Origin of the sequence: Nostoc sp. DedQUE07 (assembly GCF_034530975.2) — a bacterium.
Classification (GTDB): domain Bacteria; phylum Cyanobacteriota; class Cyanobacteriia; order Cyanobacteriales; family Nostocaceae; genus Nostoc.
Window position 1 is genome coordinate 145,310 of record NZ_JAVRCC020000011.1, and the last position, 20,517, is coordinate 165,826.

The following is a 20,517-nucleotide window of genomic DNA, read 5'->3' on the forward strand; positions in this document are numbered from 1 at the left end:
CTATTCGGAGAATAGCGGCATTACCTCATATTCCTTGCCATTCATTTTTAATGTAAACGTGGGAGATGATTTTAGATATTTGGTAAAATTGGAACCTAACTTTAATTTTTTAATAATTGAATTAGGAGATTCTCCGGTTATTCTCCGTAACTCTGAGCCTAGTTTGGACACAGACACTTGAGTTTGGGGAGACTTTGTTTGTATATCTTGAATAATTTTTAATAATAATTTATCTAATGTTTTTTCATTAGGGATTTCCGCAGGTTCTTCTTGAATTAATTGTGCAGATAAATTATTTATAATCGGGGTAATTTCTTCAATCTCTGGTTGCTTATGATGAGATTTATTATTGATATTGGATCTTTCTTGAAACAAACTTGCAATCGTTGTTAACCTGTGTAATCGAGTATTGATTGAATCTTGTTCATTTTTAATTAAATCTTGAATTTGCTCAACCACTTTTTCTAAAGATAGAACTTCTGTTGCCATTGCTAAAGAATAATGAGTGAATTTGCCAGTATTCCGGTTTTCTATATGCAAAGTTTGCCCTTGTCTACGTACCCAATAGACAATTAATCCTTGGTTTTGGAGTTCATTACAGAGGTGACTTAAAATCCCATCGCTAGAACAGACTAATATTTCTTTAACGGTTGGATAAGAACGTACAATACAAGCACCGAAAGCAATCATTTTTGCATCAGCACTATCCTTACCTTCTGGCACATGGACAAGTTGATAGCCACGGTTATATAGTTCAATATCTTGCTTTCCAATACTTGGATTTTTCCAGTTAGCAAATGCCATTTTAAATTGGAGAGGATACTTACAGACACTAGCTAAAAATAATTCTGAATTAATATCTAATTTTAAGTTTTCTGCATCCAAAAGTAGAAGTGATATTCCTGTATCTAATTGATATTTTATTTCAGCTTTTGGTTGAATTTTTTGGATAAATTGGCTCAAAGCAGCAGATTCTAACCAACTAGGCGATAATATTGTTTGCAGCAGTTGTTCAGCTAATGTCAAACTAAAAGAACTAAGGCTTTTTTCTGTGATTTCTTCTTCGGGCAGGTTTTTTAATAAAGAAAGTTCCGTCGTTTCAGCCGTAGATACTTTAGTATATCCGTTGCTGTTAGCAAGCAAGTCAGTTTCTAAGGAACGAGAGAATGCAGATTCTAGGAATTGTTTACCACAATTTTTGCAGAGGTAATTCTGCTTGTCATTCCGACGACCATTTTTACGATATGAAGTAGATTCGCACCGAGGACATTTCATTTTATGATTTAGGTGGTTTAGAGAAGATACTTTCCTCTAAATATAGAGTATAAAAACAGACTGTCAATATCAGTCTGCATTGCCTAAGACAAGAAAAACTCAAAGCAAGCAGAAATTAAATTCAATCTTAATTTCCACTTGCACTATGTCATATACTTCTAAATCGCTAGAGTGAAACGCTTTAACTGACGCGGGCGAAAATGTAGTCGCGGGTGCGAAAATCCACAGGGTTAGTAAATATTTTATTTGTAGTACCAAATTCAACCATTTGAGTAATACGATTTTCATTACTATGAAAGAAAGCCGTAAAATCAGATAGGCGAGTAACTTGCTGCATATTGTGAGTAACAATCACAATTGTTAACTCAGAGCGCAAATTATGGATCAAATTCTCGATTTTCATACTACCCATAGGATCGAGACCTGAACAAGGCTCATCCATTAATAGAACGTTCGGTTTGACCGCTAAAGCACGGGCAATACATAATCTTTGTTGTTGACCACCAGAAAGCTCTAAAGCAGATTTGTGTAGTTTATTTTTCACTTCATCCCAAAGTTCGGCAGCTTTGATGGCAGATTCAACAATTCCATCTAATTCTACTTTCGGATGCCATCCAACTAACTTCACCCCATAAGCAACATTATCGTAAACGCTCATGGGAAAAAGATTTGGCTTGGGAAAAACCATATTAACTTGGCGGCGTAAGCGATTGATGTTAACGCGACGCTCATAAATACTCTGCCCAAAAAATTCTACTTTTCCTTCAACCCTTACTTCTGCCTCTAATTCACTCATGCGATTTAACGATTTAAGAAAAGTAGACTTCCCACAACCACTAGAACCAATAATTGCCGTGACTTTGTTTTGGTAAATATCCATTGACACGCCTTCAACTATCTTTTGAGTGTCGTAAGAGAAGCTGAAGTTTTTGACTCTGATGGCTGGAATTAGTTTACTCATATTCCTAAAACGTGTGAAACAAAACCTGACTAGGTAAAGTAGTACAAATTAGCGCCGCTGTTTCACTATGTTACCCCCAAAAGAAGATATTCATGGAAATTACGTAGCCATGCAGTAGCTATACAGCAGATAAACTGTTAGTCGATACTTATATTAAAGTTATGCCTCAACATTTATCTTTTACAAACTTTTTATACCCACCTTTCACACCTTAACTATTGAACAAGGATTAGGTCTTGTTCGATTTAAAATAGCTATGTAGAAATCAAAATACGAATATTATATACTCCTCATGGGTAGTAAGGAGTTAATTTATTTATAAAAATAAATTAGTAACTTTTTTCAACTACACTTTATAAGTATCTTTTAGTGCAAGATAGCTCGACAAAAATCAATAAGTCACGCTAGAACGTACCTTAACCGAAACGCCCTGAAATGTAGTCGCGGGTGCGAGGATCGAGTGGATTGTTAAATATTTGCTCTGTAGCGCCAAATTCAACCATTTGACCAATCCGACTTTCATCGGTGCTAAAGAAAGCCGTAAAATCAGAAACGCGAGCGGCTTGCTGCATATTATGGGTAACGATCGCAATTGTCAACTCAGACTGTAAGCTATGAAGTAGTTCCTCAACTTTCATGGTGGCGATGGGGTCAAGAGCCGAGCAAGGCTCATCCATTAGCAAAACTTTTGGCTTGACTGCTAAAGCACGGGCAATACATAATCTTTGTTGCTGACCGCCAGAAAGCCCTAAAGCTGATTTATCGAGCTTATCTTTGACTTCATCCCAAAGAGCAGCACTTTTGAGGGCTGATTCGACAATCTCATCTAATTCTAATTTTGAATGCCTACCTGCTATTCTCATCCCGTAGGCAACATTTTCGTAAATGCTTATCCCAAAAGGATTCGGTTTTTGAAACACCATACCAATTTGGCGGCGTAACCGATTGATGTTGACACGACGATCGTAAATATTCTGACCAAAAAATTCTACATCTCCTTCAACTTTGACAGGCCCTTCTAATTCGCTAATGCGATTAAGAATTTTGATGAAGGTAGATTTACCACAACCACTAGGGCCAATAATTGCAGTTACTTGGTTCTGATAAATATCTATTGATACCTTTTCAATAGCTTTTGTTGTCCCATAGTAAAAGCTGATGTTTTTAACTTTGATAGCTGGAATTAGGTTACTCATGCTTGCCCAAGGTGCGAAAGAAAAATTGATAAAAATAGGATTCAGGAACCAGGATAAATATTATATAATTCTCATTTGATTTTTCTTTGCCTAATAACTAAGCGAGAAAGAATACTGACAGATAAAATTAAGCCGAGTAGAACTATAGAAGTAGTCCAGACCAATTGACTTTTCTGTGGATCGGGGTCGTTGTAGAGGTTAAAAATCAATACTGGTAAAGAAGCTGTAGGACTTAACAATCCTTCTGACCAATCTAAACTAAATAAAGCGGTAAAAATTAAGGGTGCTGTTTCACCAGCCGCACGAGCTACAGCTAATAAAATACCTGTAGTAATTCCGGGGATTGCAGTAGTTACAACAATGCGAAAAGTTGTTTGGAAGCGAGTTCCACCTAAAGCAGCAGAGGCGAGGCGTTGAGATGTAGGAATCAGTTTTAAGGATTCTTCTGTTGTCAGTATAATTACAGGTAGCATAATCACGGCTAAAGCAAAACCACCTGCGATCGCACTAAATCCTTTAGTGACCAAAACTATTACACCATAAGCAAACACGCCGACAACAATTGAAGGTACGCCTGTAAGAATGCTGGTGACAAAGCGAACAATACTAGCAACTGGGTTAGTTTGACTAAATTCTGCTAAGAAAATTCCTGTCATGATTCCTGTGGGAATGCTTAAAATAGCACCAATTACCACCATAATTATGGTTCCCAAGATAGCATTGCCAAAGCCATTATCAATAACTGCTTTGACAAACATTTCTGATTTAAGTCCAGATATTCCCCGAATAAAAATTTCCCACAAAATTGATAATAAAGGAATAAGTACTAGACCTGTAAGACCAAAGGCGATCGCATTCATTGCATAGGTAAATATTACCCGCTTTCTTGGCAGAGGACTGCATAATTCTGCCGCCAAAGATTCATCTTTTTCTGACTGAATGTAACCACTCATAAGTTTGACAAATTTTTATTGATAAATGTCTTGTTAACTGAGGTATTTGTAGGAATTTAAAAATAAGATAGTGTTATTTATTTTTTCTGCCAACCCACTTCACTAAGATGACAGCGCCAATATTTACAGCTAAAATCAACCCAAACAAAATCAATGCTAAATAGCTTAAAGCACCTATATGCAAACCCGGTTCAGCTTCGGCAAATTCATTAGCTAATACAGAGGGAATTGTATAAGCTGGATCGAGTAAAGAAGCGCTGATTTGAGCAGAGTTACCAATCACCATAGTAACGGCCATTGTTTCACCCAAAGCTCGTCCTAAAGCAAGCATTGCTGCACTTACTATTCCAGAAAATCCAGATGGTAGCAAGACTCGAAAAATTGTTTCCCAACGAGTGCCACCCAAAGCCATAGATGCAGAACGTAATTCTTTAGGGATAGCCATTAAGACATCACGACTAATTGCTGCCATTGTGGGCAAAATCATGATGGCGAGAATAATTCCAGCAGTCAACATATTAGTCCCAGAAGGATCTTCTGTATTAAACAGTGGTATCCATTTAAAAGTACTGGCTAACCACTTTTGTAGAGGTTCTAGAACTGGAATAAAGACAAAAATCGCCCATAAACCAATAATTACACTAGGAATTGCAGCAATTAATTCAACAACAAATGCTAGGGTGATTCGCAGCGATGTAGGTAAAAAATTTTCACTTGTGACCAAGGCTACTGCAATTCCCACAGGGACAGCAAATAAAATAGCGATCGCACTACTTACTAAAGTTCCATAAATATAGGGTAATGCACCAAAAATCTGATTACCTGTATCCCAATCTTGTCCCCACAAAAACCCCATTCCAAACTGCTTAATGGCTGGTAGAGCTTCGTGTAAAATTACCCAACTCATTAACAATAGTATTGCAACAGTAATCACAGCAAAAAAGTATACTAGCCGTGTAAAACCTTGGTCAAACCAGAAATTTGTGCCGCTAGTAGTAGTTAGATTGAAATTTTCATCACCTAGATTTGATTTCTCTGATAAATTTGCCATTACAAATCAATAAAATAGTTTTTTCTTACTATTAGAGCGAGTTATTAACTCAGTCTGTCATTCGTCATTAATCATTTGTCCTTTGTTATTTGCAATTACAAAGGACAAATGAGCAAGGACGACCATAAAAAAAGTTTTCACAATCTCATTTAGGATTGCTATATTCAAAGCATCCTTCCCTTTTTAAGGGAATTGGGAAATCTCTTGTACATAATTTCTAAAAATTACAAATTAAGGCTTGACAGAGCTATTCACTGTCTGAAGCACTCGATTTGCTACATCAGATGGAATTTTGGTGTAGTTCAGATCGTCGTTATACTGTTGACCGTCTTTCAATACCCAATTAATCCATTTCTTAATTGCATCAGCTTTAGCAGCATTAGCATACTGTTTGTAAACCATCATCCAAGTAAGACCGACAATGGGATAACCTTGTCCTGGATCTCCTATAAAAACGCGGTAGTTGTTTGGAAAAGTGACAGTTGATAAAGCTGCATTTGCAGATTCTAAAGAAGGAGCAACAAATTCTCCGTTCTTATTTTGTACCAGTGCTGATTTCAGATTATTTTTGACAGCGTAGCTATATTCTACATAACCAATAGAACCAGGAGTCCGAGCTACTATAGCAGCTACACCTGGATTTCCTTTGCCTTTGAGGACGTTTGGCAGATTCCATTTTGGAGCAGTGTTAGTTCCAACTCTGCCTTTAAAATAACCGCTGATGGCACTTAAGTGATTTGTAAAAATGAAAGTTGTACCGCTACCATCGGCACGAACAGCAAATTTAATTGTTTGATTTGGTAGATTAGCGCCTGGATTATCAGCTTTAATTTTCGCGTCATTCCATTTGGTAATTTGACCTGAATAAATTGCTGGTAGTGTAGCGCGGGATAATTTGAGATTGTTAACGCCTGGAAGATTGTAAACAACAGAAACAGCACCGCCTGCTGTAGGTACTAAAATTGCACCATTCTTGACTTTAGCAATTTCATCATCTTTCATTGCAGCATCACTACCACCAAAGTCAACGGTTCCAGCGATGACTTGACGAATACCACCACCACTACCAATTGCTTGGTAGTTAATTTTCAAGTCTGGATATTTCTTCTTCACTTCACGAGCATAGCGTTCGTAAAGCGGAGCTGGGAAAGTTGCTCCTGCACCATTGAGAGTTTCAGCTTGTGCGATCGCACCAAAAAATGGACTAAGTGCAACAGAAGTTGTCACCATTGAAGTAGCAACGATACGATTCAATATGGCTGTCGAAAAAATCATATTACCTCTAATTAAAGGAATATTTTACTGCTGTAATTCCAGTCTTAAACAGGCTACATTTTGTATGGTTAAACCTTATTTAACAATTGATAAGCAATAAATTAAGATATGTTTAAATATTGAATTAAAAGATTTTTGCTTATTGATTTTGATTGACTAAATTATTTGATTAAAAATTAATAAAAATTTAAATTAAAATTTAAATAATTAAAATTGAGTAAATCACGCAATCTAAAAATTTTCACTTCAGTAAAAAAGAGATAAACACAGATGTTTATCGGTGAATCTCTGGAATTGCACATCTAAACAGACTCAGGATCTTGTCCCTGATAATATCGCTCTTCTTGAGAAGGATGTTTTCCGTGGCAAGCATAAACACTATAGCCGTCAGCAAATTGAAGAGCAGCTTCCCCTTCAGGATGAAGCATATTTTCTTCGTCAAAAGACAACTTGCAAGGGCGATCGCAGACTATACAAACCTTTTCAAATTGGAATATAAAACCACAATGCTGCATTAAATCTTGAAGTACATTCCATTTTTTCTTATCGTGTTGAAGATTAAGAACTGAGATACAAAAATCTAGCATACAACCCCAAATTGCCCATTCTGCTGGTCTAGTCAGGTTGTTTGTAAAGTATAAAATATCAGTAAATTCAAGTTCAAGCTTGTCGAGATCGGCAATTAGTTGATGTTTAAGACATCTTTCTGTATACGGAAAGTATGAAACTAGTGGATGACTCTCAGTTGAGTAGTACGGAAATTCAGGGTGTTGAACTTGGTTCCGCAATCTGATATAGAGATGCTTGTCAAGTTGTTGCGTTATTCCATGTAAAAGGTGATCTATTACTCTTTTACCGAATTTCATGTGGATATCGCGCCCTAGATATGCCTTAAAGTTCTCAATAGTAAGAATCTTCTCAATTGCGGTCATCGGACTGCTATAGAATAATATCTTAGGTTCGGGATAATCACTCACCGCATAAGCAGCTTTGATTACTCCTATCGCTTTTGCTTGCTCAATTGGTTCAGTTGATACTTGTATCGATCGCCATTTTTCTCTGTAGAAAGGAAGCATCGCTTCTTGTTCGTCAGATAGTTCGGTGATGATGCGTTTTGGCATATCATTTGTGCGTCTTGGCATATTTCAGTGCATATTCTAAAATATTTTTTCAATTTACTAATCCGTCGTTAACTCAATTATTTAATGTTCGCTTGCGGCTACAATACATTACCAAAAGTATAAATAATCCTATTCCTGCCAAATATTTAATCGGCTCAGATACGCTGGGATTAGGGGAGAAAAAGCCTTCGATCGCACCAGCAAGAATTAACATTGGTACAATCCCAAATACTAGCTGCACTGCCTGATATCCATAAAATTTCAGTGCATCTCCACGGCGATATTTACCAGGAAATAAAATTGCTCTTGCTAATAAAAATCCCGCACCCCCAGCAAAAAAGATTGCAGGTAACTCCAAAGAACCATGCGGAAATACAAAGGCCCAAAAAGGATAAGCCAGATTATTTTGACCGACTAAAGTACTAACAGCACCAATTAATAAACCATTAAATACCATCAAATAGGCTGTGTATGCTCCACCTGTCATACCACCAGCAACAGCCCCAAAAGACACCGACAAATTATTGATTGCGATGCCGCTGGATGCCAAAGGTTCAACACCAACAATTGAACCCATCCATAATTTATGCTCATCTCGCACTTTGGTAATCAAGCTTTCAGGTACAATCAAAGGCATAAAGCTGGGGTTTTGCCAAGAATACCACCAAGCCACTAGTGCGCCTAGTAGAAATAGCGCCGTTGCCATAGCAATATATACAAATGTTTTCTGGACTACAGATGGTAATCCCCAACGATAAAATTCTAAGATTGCCTGCCATTCCTGCCGCCGCGAACCTTGGTAAATCTGCGTGTAAGCACGAGTTGTTAAAGATTGTAAACTTTGGATTAAAGTATTGCCGATTTGCTGAGCGCGGGCGCGTGCCAAATCTGCGGCTACGGAACGATACAAACTCGCTAACTCTCTAATTTCTGCTGCCCGTAAGGACTTTAACCCTTTTTTTTCTATCTGCCTTAATAAAGCATCCAAACGCTGCCAATTAGGTTCTCGTCGCGCAATCCAACGTTGAATATTCATGAATTTTGGGAACACTGAGTTTAACTTAGCTTAAGATAGCCTCAAATTGATCTCCGTAATTTCAAGGGAAATTTAGCATTATGTCTGAAAACTTTGGATCTTCCGGCCAGATACAACCACTGAGTATCGGTAACGTTGTCAGTGCTGCGGTACGGTTGTATCGTTCTCATTTGAAGACTTATCTTAACCTAGCTGCGATCGCGCACTTGTGGGTTCTAGTTCCTGTGTATGGTTGGGCAAAATATGCAGCCATCTCTGGACTAATTTCACGCTTGGCTTTTGGAGAATTGATTTACCAACCTGAAGGTGTTCAAACTGCCAGGAGCCATATTAATCCACGTCTTTGGTCATTTTTAAGAGTTGGTTTGCAAGTAGGTATATATTTACTGCTAATTTATATTGGATTAGCGATCGTGGGCGGTGTAGTGGCTAGCTTGATCGGAGTAGCATTAGGAGGAATATTAGGTACTTCAGGCGTTATAGTTATAACCACATTGGTAATAATTGTAACGGCAGGCATTATATTGTTAGGACTAACCTGGTTCTACTCCCGTTGGATAGTAGCTGAAGTGCCTTTAGCAGTTGAGGAAAATATCAATGGTGGCGAAAGTGTTGCCAGAAGTTGGGAGTTAACTAAAGCCTCAGTCTTTCGCATTCAAGGCATTGTTTTAGTTGCTTTTATCGTTACAATGCCGTTGGTGTTTGTATTAAACTATATACCTAGCTTATTCCTAATTAAACTTGAGCCTGGTACTGCTATTTACTCGATTGTGTATATTATTTCTGTGATTGGCAGCTTGATCGGTGGAGTTTTAGTCATGCCATTTTGGCAAGCACTAAAAGCTGTTTTATACTTGGACTTGCGTAGTCGGCGTGAAGGTCTAGGTTTGCAATTACGAGAACCTCCCTCGCAAGATTTTCGTTAACTCAACATCTTAATCCAACTCTATTAATTTTGAATTAGTTAAAATATGCGCTTTTTTAATCGCATCACATTCCAGACTCCAGAAAGTGTAGAGTTGGAATTCACTCTCGCGGGAATCGGTAATCGAGTTTTGGCACTCCTGATTGACTATACAGTGTTGGGTGTAACTTTGCTTCTGTTTGTCCTTACTTGGAGTGTCTTCTCGACACAGCTGTTAAATTTTGTTGAATATTTTTTTAAAAAATTAACAAATTTAGATATTTGGTTGTTAGCAATTTTCTTCATTATCGCCTTTGCAATTTACATCGGCTATTTTGTATTTTTTGAAACCTTATGGTTTGGGGAAACTCCTGGTAAACGGTTTGCCAAAATTCGTGTAGTTCGAGATGATGGTAGACTGATCGGGCTACAACAAGCAACACTACGTGCTTTACTGCGACCCTTTGATGAAACTTTGTTTATCGGTGCTTTTTTAATTATGTTGGGTAGCCGCGAAAAGCGCTTAGGTGATTTGGCTGCTGGCACAATTGTCATTCAAGCCCAAACACCGACTGCATCTGCAAGATTGATAATTTCGGAACAGGCAAAAGGACTTCATGAACAGTTAATCGAAATTGCTGATTTCTCGCAATTGATGCCAGATGATTTTGCTGTGATTCGTGAGTATTTACAGCGACGCGGTGCAATGTCGTTAAAGGCAAGAACCTCACTATCTCTAAAGCTAGCCGAGCAAGTTAAAGCTATTATTAATTTAGAAAAATTGCCAGAAGCTGTTACGCCTGATGTTTTTTTAGAAGCAATTTACCTCGGTTATCAACAACCGAAATTTTAAGCTGATTGATAATGAGTAGTCAGTAGTCAGTGAATGGAAACTACTGACTACTAACTAATTGCTTAAAAATCTAAAATCGGCCAGTCTGATTCACGATAATAGCGTGTCATGTTGTCAAACTTTCGTAATTCAACACGATCGATCGAGAATTCTGGCAAATTCAACAGCCATTGTTCATTCAATTGAGAAAGTATAGTGCTGAAGTTTATTCGGTCTAGGTCAGATGAAACCTCCCCAAAATAGGCTAATGTAACATGGGCTGTGAAGTGATAATGCTGCTCAATACCCAAGGCAATTAACTTGGGATTTTGATAAATTGTTCGACGAAATTGAATAATTTCCTCGTAACAGCGTTCATCTTGGGGGACTAAACAAATGGCTACAGCTCTTGGCATCAGTATTAGTCCCAGCATTTGCCATTTAATTGGATGACTTCTGTTTGTCACCAATTGTTGATATTTTTGAAATATTTCAGCTAAACAAGAGTGTAACTCCTCGTCAAATTTAGGATTTTTTTCGTAGGCATCAAGGTAAGCATTGTCCCAAATTAAATCCGCTAAAGTCAGATGGAAGCTAGCAGGAGGTACAGGTACAATCAAATTACGGTTTACAGGCAACTGCAAAAGTTCCTGTTGATAAGTCTGTAATTTGGCATAGAAAGCAGAATTGTGTGATTCTTCTTCTGCCGGCGGGGTAATTAGCGTATAGCCAGGAAAGGATGCCGCTTGTCTCAACCCAGAATGTAGCTGAAATTTAGAAGATTCCTGAATATGCTGGGCTTGGGATCTGTAGGCTTCTGGCAGCGTCAGTCTTGCTAACCGATTTAAGTAAGTTTGATAGTTGTCGTCCAATCTTCATAGCCTCACGCTCTCACTTGATAGATTTTAGGGAAAATTACCTTGATTAAGAGAATGATTTCAAAAGTATTTAATTTTTGCGAATGGGGAATGGGGAGATGAGAGAGGTAGGGGGACAAGGGGCATAGGTGTCAACTTCAACTGGAAATAGCTTATCTGTTGGCTTACATCCCCGCCCAGAAATAAATTTTCCGGCTTTTAGCTTAACTCTACTGAAGTAGACTGGAGATTTTTGGCGATATTTAGTCATCTTCAGATGACTTTAGCTATGAGGCGGGAATTTCAATTCCCGACGGACAAGGGGTTTTGCGTTAAGTTGACACGTATGGACAAGGGGGTAAACAAAACTCCTAACTCTTAACTCCTAACTCAGCACTCCTAATGCCCATCTACTAAGAGGTTTATCTATGCCAATCTATGTTTACTGGGGTGAAGATGATTTTGCGATGGAAAAGGCGATCGCACTTTTGCGCGATCGCGTCCTCGATCCCCTATGGACAAGTTTTAATTACACTGCATTCTCCCCAGATCGAGCTGATGCTGCTATCCAGGCGTTAAATCAAGTGATGACGCCTACTTTTGGCGCTGGTGGGCGCTTGGTATGGCTGATAAACACCACTCTGTGTCAGCACTGTCCTGAGAATGTGTTGGCAGAATTGGGGCGATCGCTAAGTGTCATTCCCGAAAACTCATTTTTATTGCTCACCAGCCGCAATAAGCCAGATGAACGCCTCAAATCCACGAAATTGTTAAAACAGTTTGCTACCGAATTCCGAGAATTTCCTCTTATCCCACCTTGGAAAACAGAATTACTGGTGCAATCTGTTAATCAAGCAGCCCAGACTGTAGGCGTGAAACTGACTGCCAATACTTCCCATCTGTTGGCAGAAGCCGTAGGAAATGATACACGGCTCCTTTACAATGAGTTAGAGAAATTACGGCTATATGTCCAAGATAGCAATCAGCCTTTAGACACAGATACTGTTACAAAGTTAGTAAGAAATACTACCCAAAATAGCTTACAATTAGCAGCAGCAATCAGAACAGGAGATACAGGTAAAGCTTTGACAACACTAGCAGATTTGAGCAATGCTTCCGAGCCAGGATTACGGATAGTTGCGACACTGATTGGACAATTTCGCACCTGGCTGTGGGTGAAGATTATGATAGAAAGTGGGGAACGGAATCAACAAGCGATCGCTGTTGCCGCTGACATCGGTAATCCCAAACGAATTTACTTCTTACAGCAAGAAATTAAGCTGCTTTCTGTGCAACAGTTAATCTTTTGCTTACCCCTACTGCTGGAATTAGAGGTTAGCCTTAAGCAAGGAGCATCAGAAATGTTAACACTCCAGACTAAAGTTATCGAACTTTGTCAAGTATGCCGAGGAAATTGACAATCAAATATAAAAGCTTGATGTATTGAGCAGTTCCTGGAACTTCCAACTCTGAAAATAATTCAAAGTTCTTATAATATCCCTGATGTAGTTTCGTGTCACATACTATATGAAGAAAATTTCTGATTTATTTTCCCGAACTAGCCGAAAGCGAACCCTGTCGCAATCGTTATTGTTCGGTGCGATCGCTACTGCGAGTTTGATTTTTAATGGTTTTTCATTGAGTTCTAAAGCTGACGCTCAAACTCCAGCACCAATAGTTAACAATACTGAAATCGACAGTTACGCTCAAGCCGTGCTAGCAATGGAGCCAGCCCGTCAAAATGCTTTTGAAGAAATTAAAAAACTTATTGGCAATGGAGAAATCCCCCAAATTGTTTGCAACGATTCTAATAGCATAAATGGTCTTCCAAAGAAGGCTCAAGATATCGCAGTCAACTACTGTAACCACGCTCAAAAAATTGTCGAAGATAATGGTTTAAAATTTGAACAGTTCAATAAAATTACTATAGAATTACAAAATAATACGATTTTAAAAAGGCAGGTTTACAATACCCTATTACGCCTGCAACAACCTGCTGAGTCTCGATAAGTAGAAGAGGCTACTTCAATTAAGGCACTTAGTAAGAAAGTGGCTAATTACTATGGGAATCAAAACTCAATTATTCGGACATTATCGTAGTCCTATTTGATTCATGAAAATATAGATAAGGCAACGAACCTCTTTCTCTAGGAGACATAGGGGTGAATTTAATTCATATTCCCCAATGCCCCATTTCTAATTCCGTCCTAATACTCTTCGGTTAAGGCAAGAGACGCGATGAATCGCCGTCTCTACAATAATAATTGGTCTTTCGTAATAGCATCATCTGTCAACGTTGCGGCTGGAATTCTCTTTTGTTCTCACATCTTCGTGGGGCATACTGATGTCGCTGACTAAACAGAAGGGGGTGGGGGCAGAGGGGTGGAAGAGCCGAGGTGAGCATTCTTCAGAAGTGGTAGTTTGACGGTAAACGTTGCTCCTTGTTCTTTGCCTGGGCTATCTGCGCGGACAGTACCGCCATGTAATTCTACTAAATGACGGACGATCGCTAATCCTAGTCCTAATCCACCATAGATTCTAGTGCTAGAACTATCAGCTTGACGAAAGCGATCGAAAACGTAAGGAAGAAAATCAGGACTGATACCAATGCCTGTATCAATCACCTGAATTTGGGCATATTTATCCGTTGTCTGTTGTTTTTCTTGTCCACTAACCACTGACAATTGCAACTCTACCCTTCCGCCAACGGGTGTAAATTTGATGGCATTGGATAGCAGATTCCAGATAATTTGTTGTAAGCGCTCGAAATCCCCGGAAACTAAATATTGAGAATTTTCACTCGGCTTGCTGTCATTGGAATGTTGATTAGTTTGGGATTGTGCTGCTGGAAATTCGAGATTTTCGTGATTAACTCCTAATTCCCATGAGGAAATTAGGGAAAATCTCAAATCGATTTCCTTGGATTGAGCGGCTAAACTAACAGTCTTGATGGCTGACTCAATTATGGGAACCAAATTACAAGTACGGACATTGAGGCGTAACTGGCCTCTACTCATCCGCGATATATCCAGTAAGTCTTCAATTAACTGGGTTTGCGCTTTGGCGTTGCGCTCAATTGTCTCCGTTGCTCTAGCCATTTGGCTATCACTGAGCTTGCTTCGTTGCAGTAATTGCGCCCAGCCAAGGATGGCATTGAGGGGCGATCGCAATTCATGGGATAATATTCCTAGAAACTCATCCTTCATCCGGTTGGCTTGTTGTAACTGCTCAGTTTGTTGCTGTAAAGAAGCAATTAAACTAGCCCGTTCCATTGCGATCGCTATTTGGTCGCATACTGCTTGCATCATCCCTTTTTGATTGTCGGTGAAGCTTAACCGAGTGCGGCTGCCAAAAGAAAGAGTACCTAATAACCGTCCTTGGGCTATTAATGGGTATGCATAATAAGCTGTAATTCCAAAAGAACGAATCAATTCTGTTTTCGGGTCAATTGATTGCTGCACATTCTCTAGAGCAATTGCACAACGCTCATGGGCGACAGTCGCACAAACCGCTTCAGCAAATTCCAAGGATTCGATTTGGTTTGCTAGTTCTGGGGAAAAGCCGCTGTAAGACTCTAGCCGCATTACCTGAGAGTTATCCTCAACCAAATAGTTAAAGTAAATATCTAAACCAATTTGGTCTCTTAGTTTTTGGTAGACGCTATCGATTAGTACTACTGGTTGCTGACTCGATAATAAATCATTGGCTGTGTCAAATAGTAGCTTTAACCTTTTGTAACTTAATGAGAGGGCTTTTTGTGCAGTCTTGAGGTTGCTGATTTCTTGGAACACTAAGATACAGGTAGCCGGATGACCGTGCATTGCTGGTAAGGTATCAGCAAATACAAGTAGAGAGCGCACGCCAGCGGGAGTATGCCAGTCCACCTCCAATCCATTCAGGCTTTCGCCACGGGCAACCCGCACTCCTGGCATAAGTTCATTGGGGATGCGATCGCCAGCTGCATCTGTATAGTAGTAAGCTGTGTGATAATCTTCGGCGGGTATCCCTTTGGGAAATTCGCCCCCAGCTAATTCGTCAGCAGAGCGATTGGCAAAAGTTACCCGCGCCGTTCCTGGTTCGATAAACAGCAATGGTCTTGGCATCAGATTTAACACATTCTCTAGCCATTTTTGCTGCTTTAGGAGTACTTCCTCTGCCTGTTTGCGCTCCGTAATATCTAAAAATGCGCCAACGCTTCCTCTGGTTTTACCCTCTTCGTCAAACAGGGGTGCAACGTACTCCAACAGCTTGACAATTTTGCCATTTTCATGAATGACATCGAGTTCATAATCGATCACCTCAACACCATGAGCAGCAGAGTACTGCATTGGGAGTTCTTCTGTTGACAGTTCCCTTCCCTGGCGATAGATTTTAAAGCTTGTTGGTCTTTCGTCCAAGTCAGCACTGAGGGAGGCATTTGTATCTGACGATATCCCCAACTGCTTCGCAAAAGAAAGGTTGACCTTAATATTTTGGCATTTTGGATCTTCGGCAATGCCAATTCCAATGGGAATTACCTCCAACAAAGTTTGTAATTCAGTTATGCGGCGCTGTAGATCCCTGTTTAGCTGTAAGATTTGTTCCTGGGTCTGCTTTTGCTCGCTGATGTCACGAGTTACAGTTGCTAAGGCAATTGGCTGACCTGTTTTGTTATCTGTAACAGTGAAGATATTGTAATCAACTGGTATCGGTTGACCTGTTTGGAGATGCCGGAAGCAAAATTCTCCCTGCCAGCGCCCTTCTGATAGCACAGTCGGCAGTATATATTTTTGAAAATAGGCTTTGTCTTTGGGCATGAAGTAATCTAATACTGCTTTTTGCCTGACTTCATTCAGGTTGGCAAACCCTACCAACTTTTGACCTGCATCATTTATGTAGAGTAATTGACCCTCAAGGGTGGCAATGCCGATAAAGTCAGAGCTATTTTCTACCAGCAATGCTAATTTTTGTTGTTCTGCTTCTGCTTGTTTGCGTTCGCTCAAATCGAGGATAAAGGCTACTGACTCTTCGCGGTTTTCTCCTAGCAGCACGTAACCAACTAAAATCGGGATACGGCTACCATCCTTGCGAATAAATTCTTTCTCGTAGGGCGTACAAGCAGCGTCGGTGTTTCCTTGGGCTTCAGCGATACCTTGCTCGTCTAAATATAAATACTCTGGTGGTGTGATATTGCGCCAACTGAACTTACCAGTTAACAAATCCTCCCGCGCGTAACCAATCATCCTCAAGAATTCGTCGTTTGCTTGCTGGATACCGCCATACACATCGCTAAAGAGAATACCGATGACGTTAGCATCTACAAAACTTCCTAATTTAGCTTCGTAGGTTCTCAGTGCTTCTTGGGCAAGGTCGCGTTGATAGCTGAGGCGTTCAATAACCCTGGCACTTTGCCAAATCAAAATAGTAAAAATTACAATCAAAACGATCGCAAATACCGATATTGCAAATGCCGGATCGTATTGTCCTGCCCGTTGACCTTCGACAATTACCCATCCTAATATAAAAGGTACTGCGATCGCGGCAACTAGTAAACGACGTGCAAGTAAGCCGCCGTAACTATCACTTGTAACTACCCTCATTAAGCCATGTTCTGCCCGCGCCCACAGAATCCCTATACTTAGTAATAAGAACAACAGCGCCGTGTGTAACGCCATTGATGTTGTATAAGGGGCGAGTCCGTAAAGAACTTTCACTTGGTAGGCATAGCCCATCAGCGCCTGAAAGGAAATTAAAGTAGCAATCAGAGTAATAATTTGGGCATACCAATAACTGCGGTGGCTTTTTGGATGAATCAGAATTTGTAGAGCGACACTGACTAGTATAAAGTTCAGTGCTGTGTTCACCCCCATCCGCCCCGGATGCAATGTCGCTATACTAGTTCGCGAATCACGAAACACCAGTTCGTCAATGCCGAGATTCCAGCCGAATATATATTGACATAGAGTAAGCGCCGCAATTGTGGTGACAGCTATTGCACAGACCTGAGAGATGAGAAAAGTAAGTACGGGCAAGGAGGCTGTGGAACTATGCGGGTAATTTTGAATTCTTCTTTCCCCCCTGCTCGACGGCAGTTGCTCCTGGGGGAAACCCCCAAGACCGCACTGCCTCCCCTGCTCCCCTGCTCCCCTGCTCCCCTGCTCATCTTTGAAAAATAGCCACAGTGACACACCAGACAACACAAAACACAACGCCGTGTTGACTTTCATCGTGGCAGGACTACCAGGGAAGCCGCGCTTAAGAACTTCTATGCCAAGACACCAGCCAACTAATACCAAGCTACCAACAAAAACAGCGATCGCACTTGCGACTCTTGCCACAAGTGCATTTGTAGAGATTTTAAATCTATCTTGCAGCCGCAAGCGGTTAATATTTAACATTGAGTGTTCTCTAACCGCATCTATCTAGCGTGGTAAACTTACGTATTTCTTACGAGCTAATCATTGATGTTCTTTGTATTGTAGGTTACACTTCGGCTACTTTTTCATCTACCTCTATGCATATTTTTTCTTGCTTGCATAATTTCAAGTAGGAAATAATGGTGGCTCAAAAACCACCTTTACGAGTATTTCAGAATTGTAAGCTATGTCGCTTACCGTCATCTTGAAAGCGTTGCTCTCCAACACCTACAAGTTCTACGATCGCTTCTCGCAGTGGAGGTGTCCACTTTCCAACTCTTGCTGCAATTTCCACTACTGTTTGGCTTGCCTGGGTAAATACACGGATGTTAGTTATTGAGTGGTTATTATCTTGATACTTGCTTGTCTGCCCATCATCTTCAAATAACTGATATTCGTTGTTACCAGGCCAAATTCGTAACCGAATCTCGTCGAGTGGCGATTCATCAACGTATTGGCTGACAGGTTGCATAGGAACGATCGCACCGCTACGGACATACAGTGGCATTCTTTCTAATGGTGCATGAGCAAGAATGTGAATCGGGCCTTCATAGCGATCGCCACTCCACCAATCATACCAAGTGCCAGCGGGTAAGTAGACAGATCGATGCTCAACTCCAGGGCGGTAAATTGGTGCAGCCATCAGCGATGCACCTAGCAACACTTGATCGTAGAGGCTATAAATTTTCGGATCGTTGGGGAAGTGGTATAATAATGGTCTTAAAATCGGTGCGCCCGTTGTTGCCGCTTCCCAAAAAAGACTATAAATATAGGGAAGTAATTGGTAACGTAGATTAATGTATTCTCGACAGATATTTTCAACGCGATCGCCAAATACCCAAGGTTCATGACGAGCAGTAGACATTGCCGAGTGACCGCGCATCAATGGGTAAAGCATTCCTACCTGCATCCACCGAGCGAATAATTCAGCAGTGGCGTTACCAGCAAACCCGCCAATATCGCAACCCACAAATCCCACACCCGAAAGTCCCATGTTACAAAGCATCGGCAGAGACATTTCTAAATGCTCCCACAACGATTGGTTATCTCCCATCCACACAGAAGACCAGCGTTGCACACCAGCATAACCCGATCGCGTTAACACAAAAGATCGCTGTGAACTTCGATGCCGTCGTAACCCTTCATAACAAGCTTTAGCCATCATCAACCCATACAAATTATGCACTTCTGTATGGGTTGAAAAAGATGCAGGGATATCTCCCTTGTCCCCTTGTCCCCTTGTCCCCTTGTCCCCTTGTCCTCCCTGCGGTGCATCTAGGGGAAACCAAATCTTTTCCCCATCATCGCCGAAAGGGCGATCGTTTATGGCAGGTTCATTCATATCATTCCAAATTCCTGCCACACCAATATCAGTTAGGCTTTTGTGTAAATCAGCCCACCAGTTACTAACATCAGGACGTAAAAAGTCAGGAAAAACAGCTTTCTCAGGCCAAACATAGCCGTGAAACAACGTACCATCAGCTTTACGCACAAAATAGTCGTTTTCTATTCCTTCGTCAAAAACATGATAATTACCTTCTGGTTCATACTTCACACCAGGATCGATAATTGTGACTGTTTTGAAACCATCCTTTGCTAAATCACTAATAAGTTTTGCCGCATTGGAGAAACGTTGAGGACTCCAAGTAAACACTCGATAGCCCCGCATATAGTCAATATCCAAGTGAATAACATCGCAGGGAATGCGGCGTTGACGAAATTCCTTTGCTAGTTCTCGCACAACGTTTTCTGATTCGTAACTCCAACGGCATTGATGATAACCTAGCGCCCATTTCGGCGGTAATGGCATTCTCCCAGTTAGTTGAGTGTAAGTCTCTAGGATTTGGGCTGGTTCGGGGCCGTAAATAATGTAATAATCCAATTCACCGCCACGAGTTTCCATCTTCCAAATACCTGGTTGTTCAGCACCGATATCGAACTGACTCCAAAAAGTGGTGTTGAAAAAGATGCCATAGCTTACTTGCGGACGCAAAGCCATAAAAAATGGAATTGCCTGGTACATTTCATCAGTCAGCGAATCATAATCTAAGGCATCCGTTGTCCAGTTAGTTTTTACTTCGCCAAGTTTATCCAGAAAGCCTGTACGTTCGCCAAAGCCATAGAAATGTTCGTCGGCTGCAATTTCTTTCCACCCTGCAACTGCACCCATCCGCCAACCCATTCCCATATCTGCATCTTGGGCGAAGGGACGATTAGCTTTGTCAAAACAGGCGATGCGACACTTTTCCCGCTGAACGCACACACGAATCTGTGCTGTTTCAATTTCGATTGTTGCTTCAGTTTCGCGCACTGCAAAAGGTGTTATTGCCCATTCTGCATCATCTGGCGTCACTGCCCAAGAGCGGCGGGGCATAAATTCCCCATTTGGTGCGAAACGCACGCGGATTAAATTTGGAGTAAGTACGCTGATGGTCAGGCGTGAGTCGCCACAGTCAAAATTAACAATATTATTTTCCCAGGTTACAGCTTTTACATTGCTAACAGTTGTCCAAGCTTGGTTTGTGGTGGGTAATTTTCCGAAATATTGCGGCATATCAGTTATTTAGCAGGTAAACACTTATCCGCATTCATGATTACAGAGATACTCACCCTCAAACTCTTTCTTTCGCTAGAAGTTGCTGAAAGATGAGCAGATATTTT

At 40.5% G+C, this 20,517-nt stretch carries 15 protein-coding genes; 4 read left to right on the forward strand and 11 right to left on the reverse strand.

The window, feature by feature from the left end; genetic code table 11:
- The 8 genes from RMZ95_RS11955 to RMZ95_RS11990 form a co-directional block, all read right to left on the reverse strand.
- Window positions 1-1,143 carry an NYN domain-containing protein gene (locus tag RMZ95_RS11955; RefSeq protein ID WP_322682450.1) on the reverse strand — a complete coding sequence of 381 codons (1,143 nt, stop codon included), beginning with the start codon at window positions 1,141-1,143 and terminating at the stop codon, window positions 1-3.
- Window positions 1,144-1,456: 313 nt separating this feature from the next.
- Window positions 1,457-2,236, reverse strand: a complete 780-nt coding sequence (locus RMZ95_RS11960; RefSeq protein ID WP_322682451.1) for a phosphate ABC transporter ATP-binding protein — start codon at window positions 2,234-2,236, stop codon at window positions 1,457-1,459.
- Between the two features lie 416 nt (window positions 2,237-2,652).
- The gene (gene pstB, locus RMZ95_RS11965; protein ID WP_322682452.1) at window positions 2,653-3,432 is read right to left on the reverse strand and encodes a phosphate ABC transporter ATP-binding protein PstB; all 780 of its coding nucleotides are present in this window, start codon (window positions 3,430-3,432) and stop codon (window positions 2,653-2,655) included.
- Window positions 3,433-3,503: 71 nt separating this feature from the next.
- On the reverse strand, window positions 3,504-4,385 hold the full coding sequence (gene pstA / locus RMZ95_RS11970) for a phosphate ABC transporter permease PstA (RefSeq protein ID WP_322682453.1): 882 nt from the start codon (window positions 4,383-4,385) through the stop codon (window positions 3,504-3,506).
- 73 nt (window positions 4,386-4,458) lie between these two features.
- Window positions 4,459-5,436, reverse strand: a complete 978-nt coding sequence (gene pstC / locus RMZ95_RS11975; RefSeq protein WP_322682454.1) for a phosphate ABC transporter permease subunit PstC — start codon at window positions 5,434-5,436, stop codon at window positions 4,459-4,461.
- Between the two features lie 231 nt (window positions 5,437-5,667).
- Entirely contained in the window at window positions 5,668-6,711 is a 1,044-nt protein-coding gene (gene pstS / locus RMZ95_RS11980) for a phosphate ABC transporter substrate-binding protein PstS (protein WP_322682455.1), read from the reverse strand.
- Window positions 6,712-7,013: 302 nt separating this feature from the next.
- Complete coding sequence (locus RMZ95_RS11985; protein WP_322682456.1) at window positions 7,014-7,853, reverse strand: DUF6745 domain-containing protein; 840 nt, start codon at window positions 7,851-7,853, stop codon at window positions 7,014-7,016.
- 52 nt (window positions 7,854-7,905) lie between these two features.
- Entirely contained in the window at window positions 7,906-8,868 is a 963-nt protein-coding gene (locus RMZ95_RS11990) for a stage II sporulation protein M (RefSeq protein WP_322682457.1), read from the reverse strand.
- Window positions 8,869-8,948: 80 nt separating this feature from the next.
- On the opposite strand from RMZ95_RS11990, the gene RMZ95_RS11995 reads away from it, so the two are divergent.
- Together RMZ95_RS11995 and RMZ95_RS12000 are read left to right on the forward strand one after the other, a co-directional pair.
- Window positions 8,949-9,794, forward strand: a complete 846-nt coding sequence (locus RMZ95_RS11995; RefSeq protein WP_322669954.1) for a hypothetical protein — start codon at window positions 8,949-8,951, stop codon at window positions 9,792-9,794.
- Between the two features lie 45 nt (window positions 9,795-9,839).
- Window positions 9,840-10,625 (forward strand): RDD family protein, encoded by a 786-nt coding sequence (locus RMZ95_RS12000; RefSeq protein WP_322682458.1) that lies wholly within the window; start codon window positions 9,840-9,842, stop codon window positions 10,623-10,625.
- Window positions 10,626-10,687: 62 nt separating this feature from the next.
- Here RMZ95_RS12000 and RMZ95_RS12005 read toward each other — a convergent pair whose 3' ends face one another.
- Window positions 10,688-11,476: a DUF1868 domain-containing protein gene (locus tag RMZ95_RS12005; RefSeq protein ID WP_322682459.1), complete on the reverse strand. Its 789-nt coding sequence runs from the start codon at window positions 11,474-11,476 to the stop codon at window positions 10,688-10,690.
- 413 nt (window positions 11,477-11,889) lie between these two features.
- On the opposite strand from RMZ95_RS12005, the gene holA reads away from it, so the two are divergent.
- Complete coding sequence (gene holA, locus RMZ95_RS12010; protein WP_322682460.1) at window positions 11,890-12,879, forward strand: DNA polymerase III subunit delta; 990 nt, start codon at window positions 11,890-11,892, stop codon at window positions 12,877-12,879.
- Window positions 12,880-12,988: 109 nt separating this feature from the next.
- On the forward strand, window positions 12,989-13,471 hold the full coding sequence (locus tag RMZ95_RS12015) for a DUF4168 domain-containing protein (RefSeq protein ID WP_322682461.1): 483 nt from the start codon (window positions 12,989-12,991) through the stop codon (window positions 13,469-13,471).
- A 344-nt stretch (window positions 13,472-13,815) separates the two neighbouring features.
- On the opposite strand, the gene RMZ95_RS12020 is transcribed toward RMZ95_RS12015, so the two are convergent.
- On the reverse strand, window positions 13,816-17,838 hold the full coding sequence (locus RMZ95_RS12020; RefSeq protein ID WP_322682462.1) for a PAS domain S-box protein: 4,023 nt from the start codon (window positions 17,836-17,838) through the stop codon (window positions 13,816-13,818).
- 190 nt (window positions 17,839-18,028) lie between these two features.
- Window positions 18,029-20,410, reverse strand: coding sequence for a glycoside hydrolase family 31 protein (locus tag RMZ95_RS12025; RefSeq protein ID WP_322682463.1), 2,382 nt, complete (start codon window positions 20,408-20,410; stop codon window positions 18,029-18,031).
- Window positions 20,411-20,517: the final 107 nt, after the last annotated feature.

Excerpts from the sequence above, each read along its gene's own strand:
- RMZ95_RS11995 (WP_322669954.1), top strand. The coding sequence starts at position 8,949 with ATGTCTGAAAACTTTGGATCTTCCGGCCAGATACAACCACTGAGTATC.
- pstS (WP_322682455.1), bottom strand. The coding sequence starts at position 6,711 with ATGATTTTTTCGACAGCCATATTGAATCGTATCGTTGCTACTTCAATG.
- RMZ95_RS12020 (WP_322682462.1), bottom strand. The coding sequence starts at position 17,838 with ATGTTAAATATTAACCGCTTGCGGCTGCAAGATAGATTTAAAATCTCT.
- RMZ95_RS11985 (WP_322682456.1), bottom strand. The coding sequence starts at position 7,853 with ATGCCAAGACGCACAAATGATATGCCAAAACGCATCATCACCGAACTA.
- pstB (WP_322682452.1), bottom strand. The coding sequence starts at position 3,432 with ATGAGTAACCTAATTCCAGCTATCAAAGTTAAAAACATCAGCTTTTAC.
- RMZ95_RS11990 (WP_322682457.1), bottom strand. The coding sequence starts at position 8,868 with ATGAATATTCAACGTTGGATTGCGCGACGAGAACCTAATTGGCAGCGT.
- pstA (WP_322682453.1), bottom strand. The coding sequence starts at position 4,385 with ATGAGTGGTTACATTCAGTCAGAAAAAGATGAATCTTTGGCGGCAGAA.
- pstC (WP_322682454.1), bottom strand. The coding sequence starts at position 5,436 with ATGGCAAATTTATCAGAGAAATCAAATCTAGGTGATGAAAATTTCAAT.
- RMZ95_RS12025 (WP_322682463.1), bottom strand. The coding sequence starts at position 20,410 with ATGCCGCAATATTTCGGAAAATTACCCACCACAAACCAAGCTTGGACA.
- RMZ95_RS12000 (WP_322682458.1), top strand. The coding sequence starts at position 9,840 with ATGCGCTTTTTTAATCGCATCACATTCCAGACTCCAGAAAGTGTAGAG.
- RMZ95_RS11960 (WP_322682451.1), bottom strand. The coding sequence starts at position 2,236 with ATGAGTAAACTAATTCCAGCCATCAGAGTCAAAAACTTCAGCTTCTCT.
- holA (WP_322682460.1), top strand. The coding sequence starts at position 11,890 with ATGCCAATCTATGTTTACTGGGGTGAAGATGATTTTGCGATGGAAAAG.
- RMZ95_RS12015 (WP_322682461.1), top strand. The coding sequence starts at position 12,989 with ATGAAGAAAATTTCTGATTTATTTTCCCGAACTAGCCGAAAGCGAACC.